The 20,909-nt window shown below is 60.8% G+C and carries 23 protein-coding genes; 7 read left to right on the top strand and 16 right to left on the bottom strand.

The features are described 5' to 3' along the window. Positions 1-88 precede the first annotated feature (88 nt). The 3 genes from acs to BUB53_RS11470 all read left to right on the top strand — a co-directional run bounded on the left by acs (position 89) and on the right by BUB53_RS11470 (position 3,628). Positions 89-2,035 carry an acetate--CoA ligase gene (gene acs, locus BUB53_RS11480; RefSeq protein ID WP_073034891.1) on the top strand — a complete coding sequence of 649 codons (1,947 nt, stop codon included), beginning with the start codon at positions 89-91 and terminating at the stop codon, positions 2,033-2,035. A gap of 160 nt (positions 2,036-2,195) precedes the next feature. Continuing rightward, positions 2,196-3,257: a DMT family transporter gene (locus BUB53_RS11475; RefSeq protein WP_073034890.1), complete on the top strand. Its 1,062-nt coding sequence runs from the start codon at positions 2,196-2,198 to the stop codon at positions 3,255-3,257. Between the two features lie 98 nt (positions 3,258-3,355). Further along, positions 3,356-3,628 (top strand): glycine zipper 2TM domain-containing protein, encoded by a 273-nt coding sequence (locus tag BUB53_RS11470; protein ID WP_073034889.1) that lies wholly within the window; start codon positions 3,356-3,358, stop codon positions 3,626-3,628. A gap of 39 nt (positions 3,629-3,667) precedes the next feature. Here BUB53_RS11470 and queF read toward each other — a convergent pair whose 3' ends face one another. Genes queF through queC form a run of 4 tightly spaced genes read right to left on the bottom strand, consistent with a single transcriptional unit; the run spans position 3,668 to position 5,918 of the window. Next, positions 3,668-4,132, bottom strand: coding sequence for a preQ(1) synthase (gene queF / locus BUB53_RS11465; RefSeq protein ID WP_073034888.1), 465 nt, complete (start codon positions 4,130-4,132; stop codon positions 3,668-3,670). Between the two features lie 12 nt (positions 4,133-4,144). Next, complete coding sequence (queE, locus tag BUB53_RS11460; protein ID WP_073034887.1) at positions 4,145-4,873, bottom strand: 7-carboxy-7-deazaguanine synthase QueE; 729 nt, start codon at positions 4,871-4,873, stop codon at positions 4,145-4,147. Beyond that, a complete protein-coding gene (gene queD, locus BUB53_RS11455; RefSeq protein WP_073034886.1) occupies positions 4,870-5,226 on the bottom strand; it encodes a 6-carboxytetrahydropterin synthase QueD in 357 nt (118 codons plus the stop codon). Before queD ends, queE begins: the two co-directional genes overlap by 4 nt. Then, positions 5,226-5,918 carry a 7-cyano-7-deazaguanine synthase QueC gene (gene queC, locus BUB53_RS11450; protein ID WP_073034885.1) on the bottom strand — a complete coding sequence of 231 codons (693 nt, stop codon included), beginning with the start codon at positions 5,916-5,918 and terminating at the stop codon, positions 5,226-5,228. The genes queD and queC overlap by 1 nt, the downstream gene beginning before the upstream one ends. Positions 5,919-6,045: 127 nt before the next feature. Between queC and BUB53_RS11445 the strand changes: the two genes are divergently transcribed. The 3 genes from BUB53_RS11445 (at position 6,046) to accC (ending at position 8,614) form a co-directional block, all read left to right on the top strand. After that, entirely contained in the window at positions 6,046-6,582 is a 537-nt protein-coding gene (locus BUB53_RS11445; protein WP_073034934.1) for a LuxR C-terminal-related transcriptional regulator, read from the top strand. A 165-nt stretch (positions 6,583-6,747) separates the two neighbouring features. After that, positions 6,748-7,248, top strand: a complete 501-nt coding sequence (gene accB, locus BUB53_RS11440) for an acetyl-CoA carboxylase biotin carboxyl carrier protein (RefSeq protein ID WP_073034884.1) — start codon at positions 6,748-6,750, stop codon at positions 7,246-7,248. Positions 7,249-7,258: 10 nt separating this feature from the next. Beyond that, positions 7,259-8,614, top strand: coding sequence for an acetyl-CoA carboxylase biotin carboxylase subunit (gene accC / locus BUB53_RS11435; RefSeq protein ID WP_073034883.1), 1,356 nt, complete (start codon positions 7,259-7,261; stop codon positions 8,612-8,614). Positions 8,615-8,618: 4 nt separating this feature from the next. Here accC and BUB53_RS11430 read toward each other — a convergent pair whose 3' ends face one another. Beyond that, positions 8,619-9,314, bottom strand: coding sequence for a methyltransferase domain-containing protein (locus BUB53_RS11430; RefSeq protein WP_073034882.1), 696 nt, complete (start codon positions 9,312-9,314; stop codon positions 8,619-8,621). Between the two features lie 103 nt (positions 9,315-9,417). On the opposite strand from BUB53_RS11430, the gene aat reads away from it, so the two are divergent. After that, a complete protein-coding gene (gene aat / locus BUB53_RS11425; protein WP_073034881.1) occupies positions 9,418-10,068 on the top strand; it encodes a leucyl/phenylalanyl-tRNA--protein transferase in 651 nt (216 codons plus the stop codon). On the opposite strand, the gene BUB53_RS11420 is transcribed toward aat, so the two are convergent. The 11 genes from BUB53_RS11420 to soxC form a co-directional block, all read right to left on the bottom strand. After that, positions 10,032-10,394, bottom strand: a complete 363-nt coding sequence (locus tag BUB53_RS11420) for a DUF2155 domain-containing protein (RefSeq protein ID WP_073034880.1) — start codon at positions 10,392-10,394, stop codon at positions 10,032-10,034. The two genes, aat and BUB53_RS11420, sit on opposite strands and share 37 nt — an antisense overlap. Continuing rightward, positions 10,391-10,849 carry an outer membrane lipid asymmetry maintenance protein MlaD gene (mlaD, locus tag BUB53_RS11415; RefSeq protein WP_073034879.1) on the bottom strand — a complete coding sequence of 153 codons (459 nt, stop codon included), beginning with the start codon at positions 10,847-10,849 and terminating at the stop codon, positions 10,391-10,393. Before mlaD ends, BUB53_RS11420 begins: the two co-directional genes overlap by 4 nt. A 13-nt stretch (positions 10,850-10,862) precedes the next feature. Further along, positions 10,863-11,246: an NADH:ubiquinone oxidoreductase subunit NDUFA12 gene (locus BUB53_RS11410; protein ID WP_073034878.1), complete on the bottom strand. Its 384-nt coding sequence runs from the start codon at positions 11,244-11,246 to the stop codon at positions 10,863-10,865. Between the two features lie 158 nt (positions 11,247-11,404). Beyond that, on the bottom strand, positions 11,405-12,667 hold the full coding sequence (gene clpX / locus BUB53_RS11405) for an ATP-dependent Clp protease ATP-binding subunit ClpX (protein ID WP_073034877.1): 1,263 nt from the start codon (positions 12,665-12,667) through the stop codon (positions 11,405-11,407). Between the two features lie 144 nt (positions 12,668-12,811). Then, positions 12,812-13,444 carry an ATP-dependent Clp protease proteolytic subunit gene (locus BUB53_RS11400; protein WP_073034876.1) on the bottom strand — a complete coding sequence of 211 codons (633 nt, stop codon included), beginning with the start codon at positions 13,442-13,444 and terminating at the stop codon, positions 12,812-12,814. Between the two features lie 122 nt (positions 13,445-13,566). Further along, positions 13,567-15,399 carry an ABC transporter ATP-binding protein gene (locus BUB53_RS11395; protein WP_084729089.1) on the bottom strand — a complete coding sequence of 611 codons (1,833 nt, stop codon included), beginning with the start codon at positions 15,397-15,399 and terminating at the stop codon, positions 13,567-13,569. A gap of 318 nt (positions 15,400-15,717) precedes the next feature. Next, entirely contained in the window at positions 15,718-16,980 is a 1,263-nt protein-coding gene (locus BUB53_RS11390; protein WP_073034875.1) for an NAD(P)/FAD-dependent oxidoreductase, read from the bottom strand. 39 nt (positions 16,981-17,019) lie between these two features. After that, positions 17,020-17,724, bottom strand: a complete 705-nt coding sequence (locus tag BUB53_RS11385) for a c-type cytochrome (protein WP_188744992.1) — start codon at positions 17,722-17,724, stop codon at positions 17,020-17,022. Then, positions 17,714-18,307 (bottom strand): thioredoxin family protein, encoded by a 594-nt coding sequence (locus BUB53_RS11380; protein ID WP_073034874.1) that lies wholly within the window; start codon positions 18,305-18,307, stop codon positions 17,714-17,716. The genes BUB53_RS11385 and BUB53_RS11380 overlap by 11 nt, the downstream gene beginning before the upstream one ends. 105 nt (positions 18,308-18,412) lie before the next feature. Next, positions 18,413-19,609 carry a c-type cytochrome gene (locus BUB53_RS11375; protein WP_073034873.1) on the bottom strand — a complete coding sequence of 399 codons (1,197 nt, stop codon included), beginning with the start codon at positions 19,607-19,609 and terminating at the stop codon, positions 18,413-18,415. Next, positions 19,593-20,876, bottom strand: a complete 1,284-nt coding sequence (gene soxC / locus BUB53_RS11370) for a sulfite dehydrogenase (RefSeq protein WP_073034872.1) — start codon at positions 20,874-20,876, stop codon at positions 19,593-19,595. The genes BUB53_RS11375 and soxC overlap by 17 nt, the downstream gene beginning before the upstream one ends. Positions 20,877-20,909 lie beyond the last annotated feature (33 nt).

Raw genomic sequence — 20,909 nt, 5'->3', positions numbered from 1 at the left:
CAAATCATCGGCCCCTACTACGCCGCTTGCATGCAAGCCGGGGCCGACCTACCCTTTCGAAGTAACTTCCAGAACGTAAAGGTCAGACATGTCCGACAAAACATATCCCCCTTCTGCCGAGTTCGCCGCCAAGGCCCATGTCGACGCAGCCCGCTATGACGAAATGTATGCCGCCTCGGTCAACGATCCCGATGGTTTCTGGTCCGAGCATGGCAAGCGGATCGACTGGATCAAACCGTTCAGCAAGGTGAAGGACGTCAATTTCGACTTCGGCAATGTCGCGATCAAATGGTTCGAGGACGGCACCCTGAACGTGGCCGCCAACTGCACCGACCGGCACCTGGCCACCCGCGGCGATCAGACGGCGATCATCTGGGAACCGGATGAACCCGGCGACGAGGCACAGCACATCACCTACCGCCAGTTGCACGAAAACGTCTGCAAGATGGCCAACGTGTTCAAGAACCTCGGGGTCGGCAAGGGTGATCGCGTGGTGATCTACCTGCCGATGATCCCCGAAGCCGCCTATGCCATGCTGGCCTGTGCGCGGATCGGTGCGATCCATTCGATTGTCTTCGCGGGTTTCTCGCCCGACGCGCTCGGCGCACGGATCAACGGTTGCGACGCCAAACTGGTGATCACCGCCGACACCGCCCCGCGCGGCGGGCGCAAGACCAAGCTCAAGGACAACGTCAACCAGGCGCTTCTGCACGACGTGGACGATGTGAAATGCCTCGTGGTCAAACGCACCGGCGATCAGATCGCCTGGCGCTCGGAAGGCGATTACTGGCTGCACGAAGAAATCGAGAAGGTGGATGCCGACTGCCCGCCCGAAGAGATGAGTGCCGAGGACCCGCTCTTCATCCTCTATACCTCTGGCTCCACCGGACAGCCCAAGGGTGTCGTTCACACCTCGGGCGGTTATCTGGTCTGGGCGTCGATGACGCATCAGTACACGTTCGACTACCACGATGGCGATATCTTCTGGTGTACCGCCGACGTGGGCTGGGTCACCGGGCACAGCTATATCGTTTACGGTCCGCTGGCCAACGGCGCGACCACCATCATGTTCGAAGGCGTCCCCACCTACCCCGATGCGGGCCGGTTCTGGGCCGTCTGTGAAAAGCACAAGGTCAACCAGTTCTACACTGCCCCCACCGCCATCCGCGCGCTGATGGGGCAAGGAAACGACTTTGTCGAAAAATACGATCTCAGCGACCTCAAGGTGCTGGGCACCGTGGGCGAGCCGATCAACCCCGAGGCCTGGAACTGGTACAACGAAGTGGTCGGCAACGGGAAACGTCCCATCGTCGACACCTGGTGGCAGACCGAAACCGGCGGCCACCTGATCACACCGCTGCCTGGCGCGACCCCGGCCAAGCCCGGCTCGGCCACCGTACCGTTTTTCGGGGTCGAACCAGTCGTTCTGGAAACCGAATCCGGCAAGGAAATCGACAGCACCGAGGCCGAAGGCGTTTTGTGCCTGAAAGACAGCTGGCCGGGCCAGATGCGCACCGTATGGGGCGATCACGACCGGTTCGAAGCAACCTATTTCCAGCAATACAAGGGCTACTACTTCTCCGGCGACGGCTGCCGCCGCGATGCCGACGGGTATTACTGGATCACTGGCCGCGTCGATGACGTGATCAACGTCTCCGGCCACCGCATGGGCACAGCCGAAGTGGAATCGGCTCTCGTTGCGCATGCCAAGGTGGCCGAGGCCGCCGTTGTCGGTTACCCGCACGACATCAAGGGTCAGGGCATCTATGCCTATGTCACCCTGATGACCGGCGAAGAACCCAGCGATGATCTGCGCAAGGAGCTGGAAACCTGGGTCCGTTCGGAAATCGGCCCGATCGCCAAGCCCGACCTGATCCAGTGGGCACCCGGCCTGCCCAAGACACGTTCGGGCAAGATCATGCGCCGTATCCTGCGCAAGATCGCCGAAAACGATTTCGGCAGTCTTGGCGACACGTCTACACTGGCCGATCCCGGCGTGGTGGACGAGTTGATCGAAAATCGCATGAACCGCTGAAACCAGTCCAAACCCCGTAAATTAACCCGCAAGGTTACCGCCTTGCGGGTTTTTTCGTATTTGTCGCTATCTGACGAGAAACCTGTCGCTATCCGGCTATGGTAGTCGGATCGGGTACCGACAAATTCGGCGCCCAAACTTCGAACAACCGGATAGACCCATGTCGTTGCTGGCCCCTGACAGCCCGAGCATGCCGTCCCGTGCATGGCACGGAATTCTGTGTGTGGAACTCGGTATGCTTTTCTTCGTCGCGCAGGACGCGATGATGAAGGAAATGTTGAACAGTTACTCGATCTGGATGCTGATCTTCGTGCGCGCCCTTGTATCGGTGTGCATTCTGACGCCACTTGTTGTCCTTCTGGGCAGGCCGCATCGCCTTCTTACACCGCTCTGGCCGCTTCATCTGGCGCGTGCCGCATTGTTCACCATCGGCTTTTCGATGTTCTATGCGGCCTTCCCTTTCATGGGGCTGGCCGAAGTGACAACGATCTTCTTCTCGGCTCCGCTGATCACGGCGATCATGGCTGCGCTCTGGCTCAGGGAAACCATCGGGCCGCACAGGATAGGGGCGCTCGCCGTGGGGTTTGCCGGCATCCTGATCGCGATGAACCCTGCCGGGGACAATTTCTCGTGGATCGCGATCCTGCCGCTCAGCTGTGCTGTTGCCTATGCCGCGTCACAGATCATCGCCCGCAAGATCGGCGACCGTGAAAGCACGCTGACGGTCGGGCTTCATACCCTGGCCTTCTCGGGTCTGATGATCATGCCGATGGGCTGGGCATTCAACCGGATCGTCACCCCCGGACCGGGCTTTGACCACCTCGGCTGGTCGCTGCCATTCGCCCCGCTGACGGACTGGCCTGCGCTGGCGCTGCTGGGTTTTCTGGGGATGGGCGGCTACCTGTTCCTGTCCCGGGCCTATCAGGTGGCGAATGCCAGTCTCATTGCACCTTTCGACTACAGCTACCTGCCCTTCGCGGCCCTGCTGGCCTATGCCCTGTGGAGCGAGGTACCGCCTGCGAATACACTTCTGGGTATGGCTCTCATTGTCGGAAGCGGACTTTACCTGGGATATCGCGAACTGCACACATATCGGACTGAGCAAGATCCCGCCATCGTGGGCAAAGGTGTCTTCACCCCCGGCAGCCCACTGCCCCAACAGGTGCCCGACAGCGAAGACGAATGGTGGCCGCCACGCGATGACAGGTATTCGCCCGGCTGAGATCACATTGTCCGGCATCGCATGGATGCAAGATCGCTCGTCTCGTGATACGGTGCCTCTGCATTGATCGAAATGCGACTGACAAGGAGGCCTCTGCCATGCGCAAAACCCTTACCACAACAGTACTCGCCGCCAGCCTCGTGCTGGCCGGATGCGTGAGCGAAGAACAGAAACGTCAGACGACCGGCGCCGTGATCGGCGGTGGCCTTGGGCTGATCACAGCCAAGGCGCTTGGCGCGGATAGCGACTGGGTGGTTGTATCGACACTTGCCGGGGCTGCCGCCGGTGCGCTTGTGGCGCGCAATCAGCAAACCGGCCAGTGCGCCTATGCGCGCGGCGATGGCACCTATTACCGGGCACGCTGCCCCTGATACGCATCACACGACAGGCGGCGCGACACGCGCCGCCTGTCAGCCGCGCCCGCGATACGGCGCAACCCCCTGATCGGGAATCCAGACGCCTTCGGGCATCGGCCCGGTCTGATAGAACACGTCGATCGGAATACCGCCACGGGGATACCAATACCCCCCGATCCGCAGCCATTGCGGCTCCAGAAACTCGGCCAGACGGCGCGCGATGCTCACGGTGCAATCCTCGTGAAACGCCCCGTGATTGCGAAAGCTCCCCAGAAACAGCTTGAGCGACTTGCTTTCCACCAACCATTCGCCGGGCACATAATCGATCACCAGATGCGCGAAATCCGGCTGCCCCGTCATCGGGCACAGCGAGGTGAACTCGGGCGCCACGAACCGCACGTTATAGGCCACATCGGCCTGCGGATTCCGCACCCGTTCCAGCATCGCCTCTTCGGGGCTTTGCGGCATCTCGGTCGCTCCGCCCAACTGCTTGAGGCCCTCATAGATATTCTCGCTCATTTGCGTTCTCCGTCATACACCGCGCTTGTTGCCCCACAGCATGACATGCAGCTGTGGCAACACGCGCGCCTGATACCATCTGTCCTGCACCACACGATCCACCAGCCAGCGCATGCGCTCATCCACGCCGTCCTGGTCCACCGTGGCGCTGTCGTCGTCGGGTGGGGGCGGCGTGTGGTTGCCGGGCTGCAAGAACAGCGGTAACTGCGGATAGCGCGCGGCCACGTCACGCGCCCATGCATAATCGGTGTCGTCGAAGATCACGATCTTCATCACCATATCCGCGCCCTGCCCGGCTTGCAGGCAGGCGTCGAACACCGGCCAATCCACCTGCATCCCGCTGGATGGCGGTTTCGGGCTCAGCACCAGCATGTCGAGATCGGAAAACCAGTCTCGCGCCACCGATCCTTGCGTTTCAAGCGCAAACCCATAGCCCTGCGCATGGCCCTGCCGGATAACCTCTCCCAAGGGCTGAATGGCCGGGTTTCCCCCGGACAGGGACACCAGCAAGGGCTTCCCGCCAGACAGGCGCACCACCTCGGCCATGATCTCTTGTGCGGTCATGGGGGTCCATGTGCCCCGGTATTCGGCCTCCACCGCATGCAGGCTGTCGCACCACTCGCAACGATAATCGCAGCCACCAGTCCGAACGAATACCGTCGGCACGCCGATCAGCGCGCCTTCGCCCTGAATGGTCGGCCCGAATATTTCGGACACCCGGATGGTGGCCTCACCGCTCATGGCCGGTATTCCGCCCATGTCTTGGGCGTTTCGCTGACCTTGATCGCCGAAACCTCGGGCCAGCGCGCCGCGCACCAGTCGTAGAAATGCCTTGCCATCCGCTCGGCCGTGACCCCGTCATCCCCCAGAACGTCGTTCAGGTGCCGGTGGTCCAGTTTTTCGTCGATATACCGCTTCAATTCAGCCAGATCGAGGTAATCGCGCACAAATCCGTGCGCGTTCAGTTCTTCGGCGCGCAGTTCGACCACCACGATGTAGTTATGCCCGTGCAGTCGGGCGCATTGATGCTCGTCCGGCAGTCCGAACAACTGATGCGATGCCGAGAAATGGAATTCCTTGGTGATCGTATACATCACGCCACTCCCGTCGCGCTGCGCCAGAAATCCGGGTCGGCATAGTCGGTGGGGTCGTCCACACCCGCCAGATGGAACGCCTCACGCCGTTCCACGCAGGTGCCGCAGCGCCCGCAATGCACATCGCCCCCCTTGTAGCACGACCATGTTTCGCCAAACGGGGTGCCATGCCGCGCACCCTCGGTCACGATGCCGGCCTTCGGGATGTTGACGAACGGGGTATAGAGGTCAACCTCGGCCACACCGTCCAGCGCCTTGTCTTCCATCGTCTGAAACGCGTCGATGAAATCCGGGCGGCAATCGGGATAGATGAAATGATCGCCCCCATGCACCGCGGCGGCCACGGCATCGGCCCCCTGCGCGGCGGCCATGCCGAATCCCACAGCCAGCATGATCGCATTCCGGTTGGGCACCACCGTCACCTTCATCGTATCCTCTGCATAATGCCCGTCCGGCACATCCACATCATCGGTCAGCGCCGACCCCGACAGCGCCGCGCCGACGCTGCGCAAGTCGATCACGTGATGCGGCACGTCCAACCGCCGGGCACAGGCCGCGGCGAACTCCAGTTCCTTTGAATGGCGCTGGCCATAATCGAACGACAGCAAACCGGTCAGCTCGCGCTCGGCGGCGACCTTGTGGGCAAGCGATACCGAATCCAGCCCGCCAGAGCAGATAACGATGGTCTTCATATGTCTTGTCCTTGTTTTGAGCGGGTAGGCTGCGACCGCATGCGTCGCATCTATGCGTTTCGCGGCCTAATGACAAGAACGCGCCCTTGGATCAACCCGTCAGACGGGGCATAACAAACACATGCAGATCACCGACCTTGCCTTTGACTATGCCCCTGTCGGGCTGGTCGTTCTGGAAAACCGCATCATCCGGCGGTGCAACCGGCAATTCGCGGCAACCTTCGGCGGCGAGGTCTCAGAATTCACCGACGTTCCCCTCGCGCATTACTATCCCTCGATCGAGGATTACAGCCGCATCGGCGCCCGGGCGCTGGACGCCATGCGCGACACCGGGCGCTATACCGACGAGCGGATCATGAAACGCAGCGATGGCACCCTGTTCTGGTGCCGCACCCGCGGCCAGTCGCTGACACCCGACGATCCGTTTCAACGCGGCATCTGGTCTTTCACCGACCTCTCGGACGAACGCCCGCTTGTCGAACTGACCCACCGCGAGCGCGAAGTGGCCATTCTGACCTGCCGTGGCCTGACCTCCAAGGAAATCGGGCTGGAACTGGGCCTCAGCTATCGCACGATCGAGGTTTACCGCGCCCGTCTTCTGGAAAAATTCCAGGCCCGCAAACTGGCCGAACTGGTCGCGAAATTGTCGGGTATGCCGCTCTAGACTTGACCTTGGGTTCGCTTTCAGGCTTTTCCCCCTCGAAATCGCGGGTCATTTCCCCCATGTTACGGTGCAACTGCCCGCTTTTCTAAGGTCAACGCTTGCCCTATAAGCGGCGAAAACCACTCAAACGCGATGGCAAACCATCGCCAGCGGTCGAGGAACCCGATGCCGAACAAAACCCATGAAACGGATGTGGCCTTTATCAAGGCGCTGGCCGAACTGCTGAACGACAACGACCTGACCGAACTTCAGGTCAAGCGCGACTACGGTGAAAACGACAGCCTGAATGTACGTGTCAGCCGCCGGAAAGAAGTCATCACACAAGTACAGGCCGCGCCGGCACCCGGCCCCGCGCCCGTAGCGGCCCCTGCACAGACAGCCGAAACTCCGGCGGCTCCGGCCCCCGAAGCCAACGAAGACCCCGCCAGCCATCCCGGCGCGGTGATCTCGCCCATGGTCGGCACCGTCTACATGCAGGCCGAACCGGGCGCGCCGTCCTTCGTCAGCGTCGGCGATACCGTTTCCGAGGGCGACACCCTGCTGATCGTCGAAGCCATGAAAACCATGAACCACATCCCCGCGCCCCGTGCCGGTACCGTCAAACGCATCCTTGTCGAGGATGGCGCGGCGGTCGAATACGGCGCCCCCCTGATGATCATCGAGTAAGGGCGCGCGCATGTTCGACAAGATCCTCATTGCCAACCGTGGCGAAATCGCCCTGCGCGTGATCCGCGCGGCGCGCGAAATGGGCATTCAGACCGTTGCGGTGCATTCCACCGCCGACGCCGACGCCATGCATGTGCGCATGGCCGATGAATCGGTCTGCATCGGCCCGCCGCCGGGCACCGACAGCTATCTGTCGATCCCCGCCATCATCGCCGCCTGCGAAGTCACCGGCGCACAGGCGATCCACCCCGGCTATGGTTTCCTGTCCGAGAACGCCAATTTCGTGCAGATCGTCGAGGATCACGATCTGACCTTCATCGGCCCGACGGCGGAACACATCCGCATCATGGGCGACAAGATCACCGCCAAGGACACGATGAAGAAGCTGGGCGTGCCCTGCGTACCGGGCTCTGACGGCGGCGTTGCCACGCTGGATGAGGCGAAGAGGCTGGGCGAGGAGATCGGCTATCCCGTCATCATCAAGGCCACCGCCGGCGGTGGCGGGCGCGGGATGAAGGTGGCAAACTCGGCTGCCGAAATGGAACACGCCTTCATGACCGCCCGCTCCGAGGGCAAGGCGGCCTTCGGCAATGACGAAGTCTATATCGAGAAATACCTGCAAAAGCCCCGCCATATCGAGATTCAGGTCTTTGGCGACGGCAAGGGCCGCGCTGTCCATCTGGGCGAGCGCGACTGCTCGCTTCAGCGCCGCCACCAGAAAGTGTTCGAAGAGGCCCCCGGCCCCTGCATCACCGAGGAAGAGCGTGCGCGCATCGGCAAAACCTGTGCCGAGGCCGTGGCCGCCATCAACTATACCGGCGCGGGCACCATCGAATTTCTCTATGAAGACGGAGAGTTCTACTTCATCGAAATGAACACCCGCCTTCAGGTCGAACACCCCGTGACCGAGGCAATTTTCGGCGTCGATCTGGTGCAGGAACAGATCCGCGTGGCCGAAGGGCATCCGATGTCCTTTACCCAGGACGATCTGCAAATCAACGGCCATGCCATCGAGGTGCGCATCAACGCCGAGAGGCTGCCCGATTTCGCCCCCCGTCCGGGCACGATCACGCAATTCCATGCCCCCGGTGGCCTGGGCGTGCGGATGGATTCGGCGCTTTATGACGGCTATACGATCCCGCCCTACTACGACTCGCTCATTGGCAAGCTGATCGTGCATGGCAAGGACCGCCACGCCGCGCTGACCCGCCTCAACCGGGCCTTGGGCGAATTGATCGTGGACGGGGTGGAAACCACCGTGCCGCTGTTTCACGCCCTGCTCCAGGAACCGGATATTCAGGCAGGCAACTATTCGATCCATTGGCTGGAGAAATGGCTGGCTGCAAACCTGGAACAGTCGGGCTGAGACACTACCCTTGGGTCGGCTCCCTGCGCGGCATCAGTGTAAAACTGCCCCGGCGCATCGGACCCGACTGGTAATAATCCGAAAGACCCAGACGCGCATCATCTGTCAGCCGGGTCCAGTCGATCCAGTCCAGTTCAAACCCGGTGTCCCGCGCGGCCATCTCGATGGCACCACGACTGGGGATCAAGCGCGTCGCCGCCGCCCCATGAGTCGGGCGGCGTGGCTTTTCCAGTGCCATTATCGGTTCTTCTGAAACGGCAAACAATCCGTCCCCCACCACCAGCCTGGGGTTCAACGCCGCCGATACGCTGAACCAGTCATGAAGCGTAACGGGCCCTTCCAGCACATCGAATGCTGCGATCACATCATAGCGGTGGCCTGCCCTGGCTTCTGCCTGCATTTCCCTGATCGGCGCCGCATTGCGCAGGTCGATCCGCTCTCGCATCCCCACGTCGGGAAGCCGTACAAACCGTTCGACCAACTCGCCGCAGGGTTCCACGCCTACGACCTGCAAGGCCCCTGCCGCGGCAAAACTGTAACACCATCGACCATCCTCGGCCCCCAGCAACAACACCGAGGAATCGGCTATGACATGCCTGAACGCATCGACCAGCATCGCGTGACGCGCCTGAACCCTGTTGGCCATCATGTTGATATCGTTTTCGAAAAACCCTGCCGGCGTGTAGTCGTGAATCGTCATGCCTCTGGCCCTTTCCTGCAACGGCCTTGCAGCTTTAGCAGAACAGAGGCTACTGAAGATCTAATCACTGCCGCTACTCCACGGAAATCTGTTTAGAATTTGCATGACCGCCCCCTCATCCGCCATCACGCCGCATCTTCTGCTCCAGGGCTACGCCGCTGGCGTGTTTCCCATGGCCGAGCATCGCGACGACCCGGAAATGTTCTGGGTCGATCCGCGTCGCCGGGGCATCCTGCCGCTCGATGGTTTCCATATCTCGCGCTCGCTTGCGCGTCGCATGCGGCGCGGGGGGTATACGGTCTCACTCAACAGGGATTTCACCGCAGTTCTGGACGCCTGCGCCGACCGGCACGACACCTGGATCAGTGCCGAAATCCGCCGCCTTTATCTGGAGTTGCATGCGTTGGGCCACGCCCATTCCCTGGAAATCACTTGCGACGGCATTCTGGCGGGCGGTGTCTATGGGGTCACGCTCGGCGGGGCCTTCTTCGGGGAAAGCATGTTTTCCCGCCAGACCGATGGCTCGAAACTGGCGCTGGCGCATCTGACGGATCATTTGCGCCGCTGCGGATTCGTTCTGTTCGACACGCAGTTCATAACATCGCACCTTGCCACCTTGGGTGCGGTGGAAATCAGCCGTGCCGCCTATCACGACCGTCTGTCAAAGGCCTTGCGTCTCAGCGTGTCGATCACCGACTGTCCGCTGGACAGCGATCCTCATTCGGTATTGCAGCGCAGCACCCAAACATCGTAGCGCGGGTGTTCCATCGCGCTCAGCGCCGGGGACGAGGCGATCATCCATCCTTCGAACACGGGCGTGTCCGCCGCGACATCGTGAATGCTCAGAAACGCATAGGCGTCCCCCGCCGCATCCCCGGCCGGATACCGGCATTCGCGCAAAGTAACCTGCAATTTCCCGAGTTCGGCACTTTCACCCGTGGTCAGTTGCATGTCGATGGCGGTGCCGTTCAGCTTGTCGAGCCCGCGCAAGACCGCGCCGGTCCCGATGGCAACCTCCTGCGCGCCGGCGATCTGCGGCACCAGCAACGCCAATGCCAATGCCGCGCCCCGCAAGGTCATTCCGTATTGCCTTCGTCATCGCCCGCGACGAATTTCATCAGCAGCGATACAAGGCTGACCGAGCCTTGGGTAAATTCGATCTCATCGCCCGGAGCAAAGGCAAAAGGCGACCCACCGGGCAAAATTTCCACGTAATTGCCGCCCAGCAATCCTTCGGAACTGATGGACACAGCACTGTCATCAGGAACGTCGATTCCTTCGGTCACGGTAAAAACGGCCCGCGCACGATACGTCGCCGGGTCCAGTTCTATACCGGTAACGCGTCCCACCTTGACGCCGGCCATGCGCACATCGGTGCCCACGTCTACGCCATCGGCGCTGCGGAAACTGGCGCTCAGAGGGTATTCAGCGCTGCGACCGGAGAAACCGGTCACCTGCCCTGCATAAACCAGAAACCCAATGGCCGCGGCCAGAACGGCCCCGCCAACAATTACTTCGGTCGTACTTTCAGACATGCATCTTGCGCCCTTATTCGGGGGTCCAGGCCTCGTAGTCGCGGCGTTCGACAGGTTGCGAACGGCGGATCGACCCGGCCGGAGCATAGGCCAGCGCGGTGCCGGTCAGGTTCTCTTCATGCGGTTTTTCCCAGGGCTTGTGCGCCAGAGGCTTGTCCGCAGGCATTTCGTCGAACGTGTGATGCAGCCAGCCATGCCAATCGGGGCTCACGCGGCTTGCCTCGGCTTCACCGTTGTAAATCACCCAACGCCGATCGCCCTTGCGGGACTTGTAGAAAACGTTGCCTTGCTCATCTTCGCCCACCTTCACGCCTTTGCGCCACGTGTAGAACTGCGTATTGAGCGTCTGCCCGTTCCACCAGGTGACCGCGCGAAGAAGAGTGTTGAGAATGCCCATCGGGAACCTCCGGAAATAGCTCATTCCGATATGGCGCAATTGGTCCCAAAGGTCCAGTGCCGGTTTGCCCGCAATTCCCTGTTGTCCCCGTGAAAGAGGCCTGAAACGAAAAGGGCCCACCCCCAAGGCGAGCCCTTTCATCCTGTCGCGATCAATGCTCAGCCCGCGCTGGCGCCTTCCTTTTTCTGGTCGGCATAAATGATCAGCGGAGCAGCGTCCGAAGTAACGGCCTCTTCGTTGACCACAACCTCTTCCACGCCTTCCAGTCCGGGCAGTTCGAACATCGTGTTCAAAAGGATATCTTCAAGGATCGAGCGCAAACCGCGTGCGCCCGTCTTGCGGGCGATGGCGCGCTTGGCAATGGCCTTCAGCGCATCGTCGGTAAAGGTCAGCTGCGCGTTTTCCAGCTCGAACAGACGCTGATATTGCTTGACCAGCGCATTCTTGGGTTCGGTCAGGATGGTGACAAGCGCCTCCTCGTCCAGATCCTCCAGCGTGGCGATCACCGGCAAGCGGCCCACGAATTCGGGAATCAGGCCGAATTTCAGCAAATCCTCGGGCTCGAGATCCTGGAAGATTTCGCCGACGTTCCGCGCATCCTCGTCACGCACATCCGCGCCAAAGCCCATTGCACTGCCTTTGCCGCGCTGCGCGATGATCCGGTCCAGCCCGGCAAAGGCGCCACCGCAGATGAACAGGATATTGGTGGTGTCCACCTGCAGGAACTCCTGCTGCGGATGCTTGCGCCCGCCCTGCGGCGGTACGGCGGCAACGGTGCCTTCCATCAGCTTCAGCAATGCCTGCTGCACGCCCTCGCCCGACACGTCGCGCGTGATCGAGGGATTTTCGGACTTGCGCGTGATCTTGTCGACCTCGTCGATATAGACAATGCCGCGCTGTGCGCGTTCCACGTTATATTCGCTCGATTGCAAGAGCTTGAGAATGATGTTTTCCACATCCTCGCCCACATAGCCCGCTTCGGTCAGCGTCGTGGCGTCGGCCATGGTGAAGGGCACATCCAGAATGCGGGCCAGCGTCTGCGCCAGCAAGGTCTTGCCGCACCCTGTCGGGCCGATCAGCAGGATGTTGGACTTCTGCAACTCGATGTCGCTCTTGCCCGAATGGTTCAGACGCTTGTAGTGGTTGTGAACCGCCACGGACAGAACCCGCTTGGCCCTGGCCTGCCCGATCACGTAATCGTCCAGCACCTGGCAGATTTCCTGCGGCGTCGGCACGCCTTCGCTGGATTTCAGCCCGGCGTTCTTGGTTTCCTCGCGGATGATGTCCATGCACAACTCGACGCATTCGTCGCAAATGAACACCGTGGGGCCCGCGATCAGCTTGCGCACCTCGTGCTGGCTCTTGCCGCAAAAGCTGCAATAAAGCGTGTTCTTGCTGTCGCTGCCATTGTTGTTCGACATTCCGTACCTTTCGGGCGGTGCCCAGCAGTTGATCGGCCTCGTCAGACCGGTCGTATCGTCTCTATCCGGCCAGCTTAAGACAGGTGATAGGTCACCACAATGTCAAAATCACCGGCGCGGCCAGGGCCGCACCGGGCCGGCCCATCACTTCTTGTCGTCATCCGACTTGGCGCGATTCTCGACGATTTCGTCGATCAGGCCCCAGTCCCTGGCGTCTTCGGGGGACATGAAATTGTCGCGCTCCAGCGCCTCTTCGACCTTCTTCAGGGTCTGGCCGGTATGCTTGACATAAATCTCGTTCAAACGCCGCTTGAGCTTCAGCGTCTCTTCGGCATGAATCATGATGTCCGTCGCCTGGCCCTGATATCCGCCCGACGGCTGGTGAACCATGATTCGGCTGTTGGGCAACGAAAAACGCATGCCTTTTTCACCCGCCGTCAGCAGCAGCGACCCCATCGAGGCCGCCTGCCCGATCACCAGCGTGCTGACCTTGGGCTTGATGTATTGCATCGTGTCATAGATCGACAGCCCGCTGGTGACCACGCCACCGGGGCTGTTGATATACATGCTGATTTCCTTGCTGGGGTTTTCCGCCTCAAGGTGCAGAAGCTGCGCCACGATCAGGCTCGACATGCCGTCATGCACCGGGCCGTTCACGAAAATGATCCGCTCCTTCAACAGGCGCGAGAAGATGTCATAGGCCCGCTCGCCCCGGCTGGTTTGTTCGACCACCATGGGAACAAGGGTATTCATGTAGGTTTCATATGGGTCTGTCATGTTCGCCTGCCTGTGAGAGTGTTTCGATCTTTACCGCCTAGGTGCTAACGGAGTCTTAGTCTCGCGCTCCCCCCCCTGCAAGGGGCAGTCCCCAAGGTTTTATACCCGGCAATCGCGCCGCTTCAGCGCCCGTCATAGCCCTTTTTCTGCGCCTGGTAGAGCCGCGCATAAAGCCCGTCGCGCGCCAGCAATTCCTCGTGCCGTCCGTCTTCCACCAGCGCCCCGGCCTCCAGCACGAAAATCCGGTCGGCCTCGGCGACCGAGGACAACCGGTGCGCCACCACGATCGTCGTCTTGCCTTTGGTCAGACGGTCCAGCGCCGATTTGATCCGCTCTTCGGTGGCCTGATCCAATGCACTGGTAGCCTCGTCCAGCAGCAGAATCGGCGCATCGCGCAGGAACGCCCGCGCAATCGCGATCCGCTGCTTTTGCCCGCCGGACAATTGCGCCCCTTTCGGTCCCACCTCCGCACCGCCGCGGGCGCGGATCAGATCGGCGATCTCGGCCGCCTCGGCAGCGCGCCAGACCTCTTCCTCGCTCGCCTCGGGTTTCACGTAACGGATATTTTCCCAGATCGAATTGTTGAAGATCACGATATCCTGCGCCACGACCGAGAAACTTTCGCGCAGCGCCCGCACCTTCAGATCGCGGATCGGCTTGCCCCCGATGGTGATCTGCCCGCCCTGCACGTCGTATAGCCGCGACAGCAGCGACAGGATCGTCGTCTTGCCCGATCCCGTGGCCCCCACGATGGCCGACATCTTGCCGCCCTCGAATGTCATATCCAGCCCGCGGAACAAGGGCTGATCGGGGCTGTAGGAAAACCGGATGTTTTTCAGTTCGATGTCGCCTGCCGTATCGAACTCGGACACCGCGCCGGGCGCGTCATGGATCGAGGGTGTCTCGTCATAGATGCCGCGGATACGGTCGAGGATCACCAGTTGCGATTGCAACTGGCCAAAGAACTGCGCCAGCAACCGCGCAGGATCGAACACCATCACCATCCCCAGCAGGAACGTGATGATCCCGGCGCCATCGACATCGAATTGCGGGCTCAGCACCATGTAGCCGCCACCACCGATCACCAGAACATACACAAAGGCCGAACTCAGATCGATCGACGGCATCACCAGCGCCTGCGTTCGTTGCAGCTTGGCGCTGAGGTCGCGCAAGTGCCGTGTCCCGGCCTTCAGGCGACCCGATTCCACCTCTTCCTGGCTGGCGATCTTGACCGTACGCATCCCACTCACGGTCTCTTCGATGCCGTTCATGTAATCGCCACGGGCCTGCTCGGCCTGACCCTGCGTGTCCTTCACGCGATCCGAGACATAGTTCATCACCCAGATGATGAACGGCAAGACAACCACCGCCGTGCCGAACAAGATCGGGTTTTTCCAGATCAGATAGCCCGAGACGATGACAACCGTCACCAGGTCGCGCACCGCATTGGCCAGTTGAATACCGACGAACCCCCCAATGGCCTGCGTCTGCGCCACCAGACGTTGCAGGATCTGCCCCGAGCGTGTCCGCTCGAAATAGGCCAGATCCAATGACATCAGATGGTCGATCATATCGCTGCGCATATCGTGAACCGCGGCATTGCTGACACGGATCGCCACGATGGGCACCAGAAACGACATCAGACCGCGCAGGACGAACAGCCCGAACACGACGACGCAGACAACCACAAGGTCCCTTACAGCACCGGACTCGAAGATCACCCGCAGCCCGTTCTCGGTCATTGACAGGAACTGTTGATAAACCAGCCCCTGAACAAGGATCATCAACAGGATCACGACAAGCCACTTCGCCCGGTGCCGAAGATACCGGGACCAGAACCAGCGCAGATTGGCCCGGTCAGCTTCGGAAAACAGCGGTCCGCGTTTGCGCGGCTCTGTACTCACAGCCTCGGCTTGCTTTGCCTCGTCACGCGTCTGCTCGGTCTGGTCGCTCATGCGCTTCACGCGCTCCTGTACTGCCTACTCGCGCCGCTATACGACCTTTGCACTCAAAGGTCAGCCCCCGGTTTGCCTCGAGCGCCAATTCCACGGACGACACCAAAGACCCTGCGAAACCAACACCTCCGCCGTACGCCCTGTTCACACCTGCCCGGACAGATATGAATACCGATGCGATACCGACGTGATACAGATGCAATACTGATCGCGATTTGTCCCGTTAACCAAGGGGTTCCAGGGTGAGTCGCGCCAAAGGTTAACGAAACACCCCCGGCACCGGGCCGGGGGTGTGATCTTATCGAACGCCCGGCAGGCTCAGCCGAACATGTCCTCGGTGATCCCGGCATACCATCCCACCGATTCCTCGTAGGTCGCCTTGCGCAGCGCCGCGTCCTCGCCGGTCTGGCTGATGAAACCGTCCACCTTGGCGATCTTTTCCTCCGTCGCCTCATAGGACGCGCCCACCTTGACCCCGTCATCGGCATCGATCAGGCTCCAGCAAGTGTTTGAAAACTTGGCAGGAAACACTTTGGAATCGGTCAGGGCCCCACGCACGGCCATTGCCGCGACCTTGGCCTGACTGTTGGCCGAATAGCCCGATTTCGGCATGTCGCCCTGACTGGTCGCATCCCCCAGAACGTGGATGTTCTCATCCATCCGGCTTTGCATCGTGGCTGGCACCACCGGGGCCCAATTTCCCTCGGTGATCCCGGCCATGTCGCAAATACGGCCCGCCTTTTGCGCCGGTATCACATTGCAAACATTAACGTTTTCCACGCTTCCGTCGATATCCAGCGTCATCTCATCAGGGTTCACACTGACATTGCCGCCGCCGAAATCCGGCCCGATCCGTTCGACCATGCCGCCATAATGCTTCTGCCAGCCCTCCTCGAACAACGCCTGTTTGGAAAACTTGTCCTTGGGATCGGCAATCAGGATCTTGGCGGTCGGATTGATCTGCTTCAGCAGATGCGCCACCATGCTGATCCGCTCATACGGTCCCGGCGGACAGCGATACGGATTGGGCGGGGCGACCATGGCATAAAGCCCGCCCTCGGGCATCGCCTCGATCTGTGCTTTCAGCAACTCGGTCTGGCTCCCGGCCTTGTAGGCATGGGGCATCTTGTTCTGCGCCGCCACGCTCCAGCCGGGCACGGACTCCTCGACAAAATCAATGCCCGGGCTCAGGATCAAACGATCATAAGGCAGCACCGCGCCCCCCGCCAATGTCACGGTTTTCGCCTCACGGTCGATCCCCACTGCCCAGTCATGCACCACGTTGACGCCATACTCACTGGCCAATGTGCCATAGCTATGGCCGATACTGCTCAACTCGCGGAAACCACCGATGTAGAGGTTCGAGAAAAAGCAGGTGTAATAGGCGCGCGTGGGCTCAACCAGCGTAACGTCAATCGCACCATCGCTGTCCTTGGCAATATAGCGCGCGGCAGTCGCACCGCCCGCACCGCCGCCCACGACCACCACGCGCGGCTTGCCCTGCGCCCCCAGCATCGGGGCAGACAGCATCGCCGCCGCCGCAGCCCCCGTTCCGATAAAAGCTCGTCTGTTCAGTGTCATTTCCGTTTCCTCCCGTGATAAACAACCAATCGTTCCAGTTTATTCTATATCCCGAAAATAGGCGGCCAGCGCCGCGATTTCTTCATCGCTCAGACGTCCCGCCATCATCTGCATCACCGGGTGCGGCCTGATCTTGCGCTTGTAGGCATGCATCGCCATCACGAAATCCTCTTGCGGCCAGTTGGTGATCGACGGGATACCGTCATCGTTTCCGTCTGCCTGGTGACAGGTCTTGCATTCGCTCGACAGGTACGCGCCATATTCGGCGTCTCCCACCAATGCCAGAATGTCCTCGGGCAACTGCACCTCAGCGGGGATCGCCGTTGGATCGGCTTCGGGAATGTTCCCTGGATCGTCCGAATAAATCCGCAGATAGGCCAGCACATCGGCCCGGTCTTGTGGCTCTTCCAGCCCGTCGAAATTCATTCGTGTATCGCTGACCAACAACTTGGGATGGGTCAGGTAGGCATCGAGTTTGTCCAGATGCCACACCAACCCGTCCGCCCCGGCACGCTTCAACCCGTCGGAATATGGAAACCCTTCGGCGACCGACCCCGCATTGCGCCCGAATATTCCGTTCAGATGCGGGCCAATCCCGTTCTCGGCTCCGTTGCCCACCTCATGACATCCCCCACATAGTTCAAATATCTCCTTGCCACGCTCCGCGTCGCCAATCTCGTCGGCCAGGGCAGGTGCCGCCAAAGCCACGCTCACCACCACAGACCGCACCACATTACCATACATCCGGATCAATCCCCTGTTTCTCGAGCGCTTCGAACTTGTCCTGCAAATACCGTTGGAACGGTTGCTGCCTGTATTCACCGGTTTCAACGTATTCCAGCGATGAAAGGTAGTGGAACGGCTTCAGATATCCCGGCAGGCGAAAGCTCTCGGCGTCTCTGGCGCTCTGCGCACCGACAGCTTCAGCCGCGAACAAAAGGGTGGTCGGCGTGTAGTTGACTCCCCATTTCTGCGCCAGATCGCGTTCTTCCAGCACCTCGCCGTCAAAATCCATGACTTCGCGTGATCCCCACAGGTTCAGCTGAATAACATCGAAATTCGCCTTGATGTAATCGGCGATCTCGGGGCGGGCGAAATTGACCTGATGCAATTCCCGGCAATAGGGACAGCCTTTTTGCTCGAACAGGATCATCAGATGCCTGTCCTGATCCGCCGCATGGGCCAGATCGTCTCCCAGTTCCAGAAAACTGTCCAGGAACCACGGCTGCTTGTGCAACCCGTCGTCCCCCATTTCCGTGGCAACAGCCCATTTTCCGGCCACGGCAGTGGCGGCCAGCGTTGCCATTAAAATACGGCGTGTCAGCATGGCATCTCCTCCTCCCAAAGGATACCCTGACAGTCTACGCCAGAAGGTCGCTCCGGACCAAATCAAACAGGGCCGGCACATTGGCCGGCCCCGTCACCATCCCGCTTATTGCGAAAAGGATTTCAGATACTCGGTCACCGCGGCGATATCCTCGTCCTTGCGCAGGCCGTTGAACGACATCTTGGTGCCTTTGACATAGCCACGCGGATCGGACAGGAATTCCGCCATGGTCTCGGCGTTCCAGACCAGACCTTCCTCGCCCATCGACTGCAACGTCTTGGAATATCTGAAATCCCCGACCGCGGCCATGTGGCGCCCGATCACGTCGTTCAGCTGCGGACCGACACGGTTTTTCGCGCCGTCGCCCACCTGATGGCAAGCCTTGCATTGACGGAAAACCTTTTCGCCGTCCTCGACCAGCGCCATGTCCAGCGCGGCCTCTTCGGCAGCCGCTTCTTCGGGTTCGGCCTCTGCCGTCTGCTCGGTCTCTTCATCGGCAGCTGTGTCGGCATTGGCCTCTTCCATCGCCTCCTCGGGCTCGGCTTTCCCTTCTTCTTCGGGGGTCACATCCAGAACTGCGGCGCGCATGGTGATTTCCACGCTGTCCTTGCAGTTCTCCATACAGGCCTCTTCGCTGAACCGGGGATATTCGGTTTCGGCCCGGTCATCCACGATGAACCCATCCGCGTTAGGCATTTCGACCTCGAGGAAATTTTCGTTCGTCAGAACGAAATCCTCGTCCACCAGATAGTTGGAATACAGAATATAGGCCACGATGGCATAGGTATCGTCCACCGACATGGTCTGCGCGGCGCCAAACGGCATTGAACGATGCACATAATCCCATGCCGTCGACAAGTAAGGCCAATAAGAACCGACCGTTTTCACCGGGTCCTTGTCTGCCAGCGTGTCGTCGCCTCCCGCCAGCTTGGGCCAGTTGTCCACGCCTTCGGCAAAATCGCCATGGCAGATCGCGCAATTGTCGACGAACAGCATTTCACCGTCCATGACCGAGCCCGACCCTTCGGGCAGCCCGGTACCATCCGGGCTGACATCCAGATCCCAGGCGGCAACCTCTTCCGGCAGGGCCTCGCGGCCAATGCCAAGGCGCTTGGCTTCGGCGGCTTCGTCCGCGCGGGCGGCCGCGATGAACATCATGTCCGGCGATCCGGCATCGGCCGAAACAATCGGCATCTCGGTCGGCATCGGCGCGACGTTACGATCCGCGAAATTGTAAGCCGCGGTCAGAAGCGCGGCCGCGCCGACCCCGCTCAACCCGTACAACTTAAGAGACTTCGACATTCTCTGCCTCCCCGTTTTCCTTCACCCACCAGGTCTGGATGCAGTTGTTGTGATAGATCGAATTCTCGCCGCGCACGTCGCGCAAAGCGTTCTTGGTCGGCTGGACATACCCGGTTTCGTCATGGGCACGGGACTGCAACAGCATCTCTTTTCCGTCCCACTCGATCTCGAGATAGAAGCGCGACAGCGCCTTGGACTGCCCCTCTGCCGCAAGGCGCGCCTGCTGCCAGTTCTTGCCGCCATCGGTCGAGACATCCACACGGGTGATTGCGCCGTGGCCCGACCATGCCAGCCCGGTGATGACCAGCGGTCCGGGGCCGTGCTTGATCGGCGATTGCGGGCTGGGGCTGGTGACGACCGATTTGGCATCCATGACCCAGGTCCACTTGCGGCTGGTGCCATCGGCCAGCGTATCGGTGTATTTCGATGTTTCCTCGCGGCTTTCGACGGCCTGATTTGTCACTTCGATACGGCGCAGCCACTTGATCCACATGTTGCCTTCCCAGCCAGGAACGACCAGGCGCACGGGATAGCCGTGCTCCTTGCGCAGTGCTTCACCATTGGCCTTGAAGGCAATCAGAACATCGTCCAGCGCCTTGTCCATCGGGATCGAGCGCCCGTTCGACGAGGCATCGGCCCCTTCCACATACACCCACTTGTCCGACAGATCGCCCGCAGCCTCCAGCCCCGCCTCGGTCAGCAGGGTGCGCAGGGACACACCGGAATATTCCATGTTGTGGATCATGCCGTGGGTGAACTGCGCGCCGTTCAACTGCGCACCGGCCCATTCCATGCCCGTGTTTGCCGCGCATTCGCAGAAATACACGTGGTTTTCACGCGGGAAGCGTTCCAGATCCTCGTAGGTAAAGACCAGCGGCTTGTCGACCAGCCCGTTGATCATCAGGCGGTAGTCGTCCTTCTTCAACTCGATCGCGCCCGAGTGGTGACGCTCGAACGCGCAGCCCTGCGGGGTGATCGTCCCGTCCAGCGCGTGGATCGGGGTGAAGTTGATCGAACTGATCGTATCGGCGGTCAGCCACTCCACATTGCGGCGGATCACGTCACCCTCGAACCGGATCGGCATGCCATACGGCGTTGCATCGACCCCCTCACCCAGTCCGCTTGCCCATTCCTGAACTTCGGTGATCAGCGGGTCCGGCCCGGCCGCACGGGCCATTCCGGCCCCGGCAACCGCTCCTCCGGCCGCAACAGCGCCCTTCAGGAACGCGCGGCGCGAGGCCCCTTTCTTTTCGTTGTCGGCTGTCATCTGTTCTTAGCCTCCTCTTACAACATCAAATTC

Origin of the sequence: Roseovarius pacificus, assembly GCF_900142665.1 — a bacterium.
GTDB classification, from domain to species: Bacteria; Pseudomonadota; Alphaproteobacteria; order Rhodobacterales; family Rhodobacteraceae; genus Roseovarius; species Roseovarius pacificus.
This window is presented reverse-complemented; position numbering and strand designations above follow the sequence as displayed.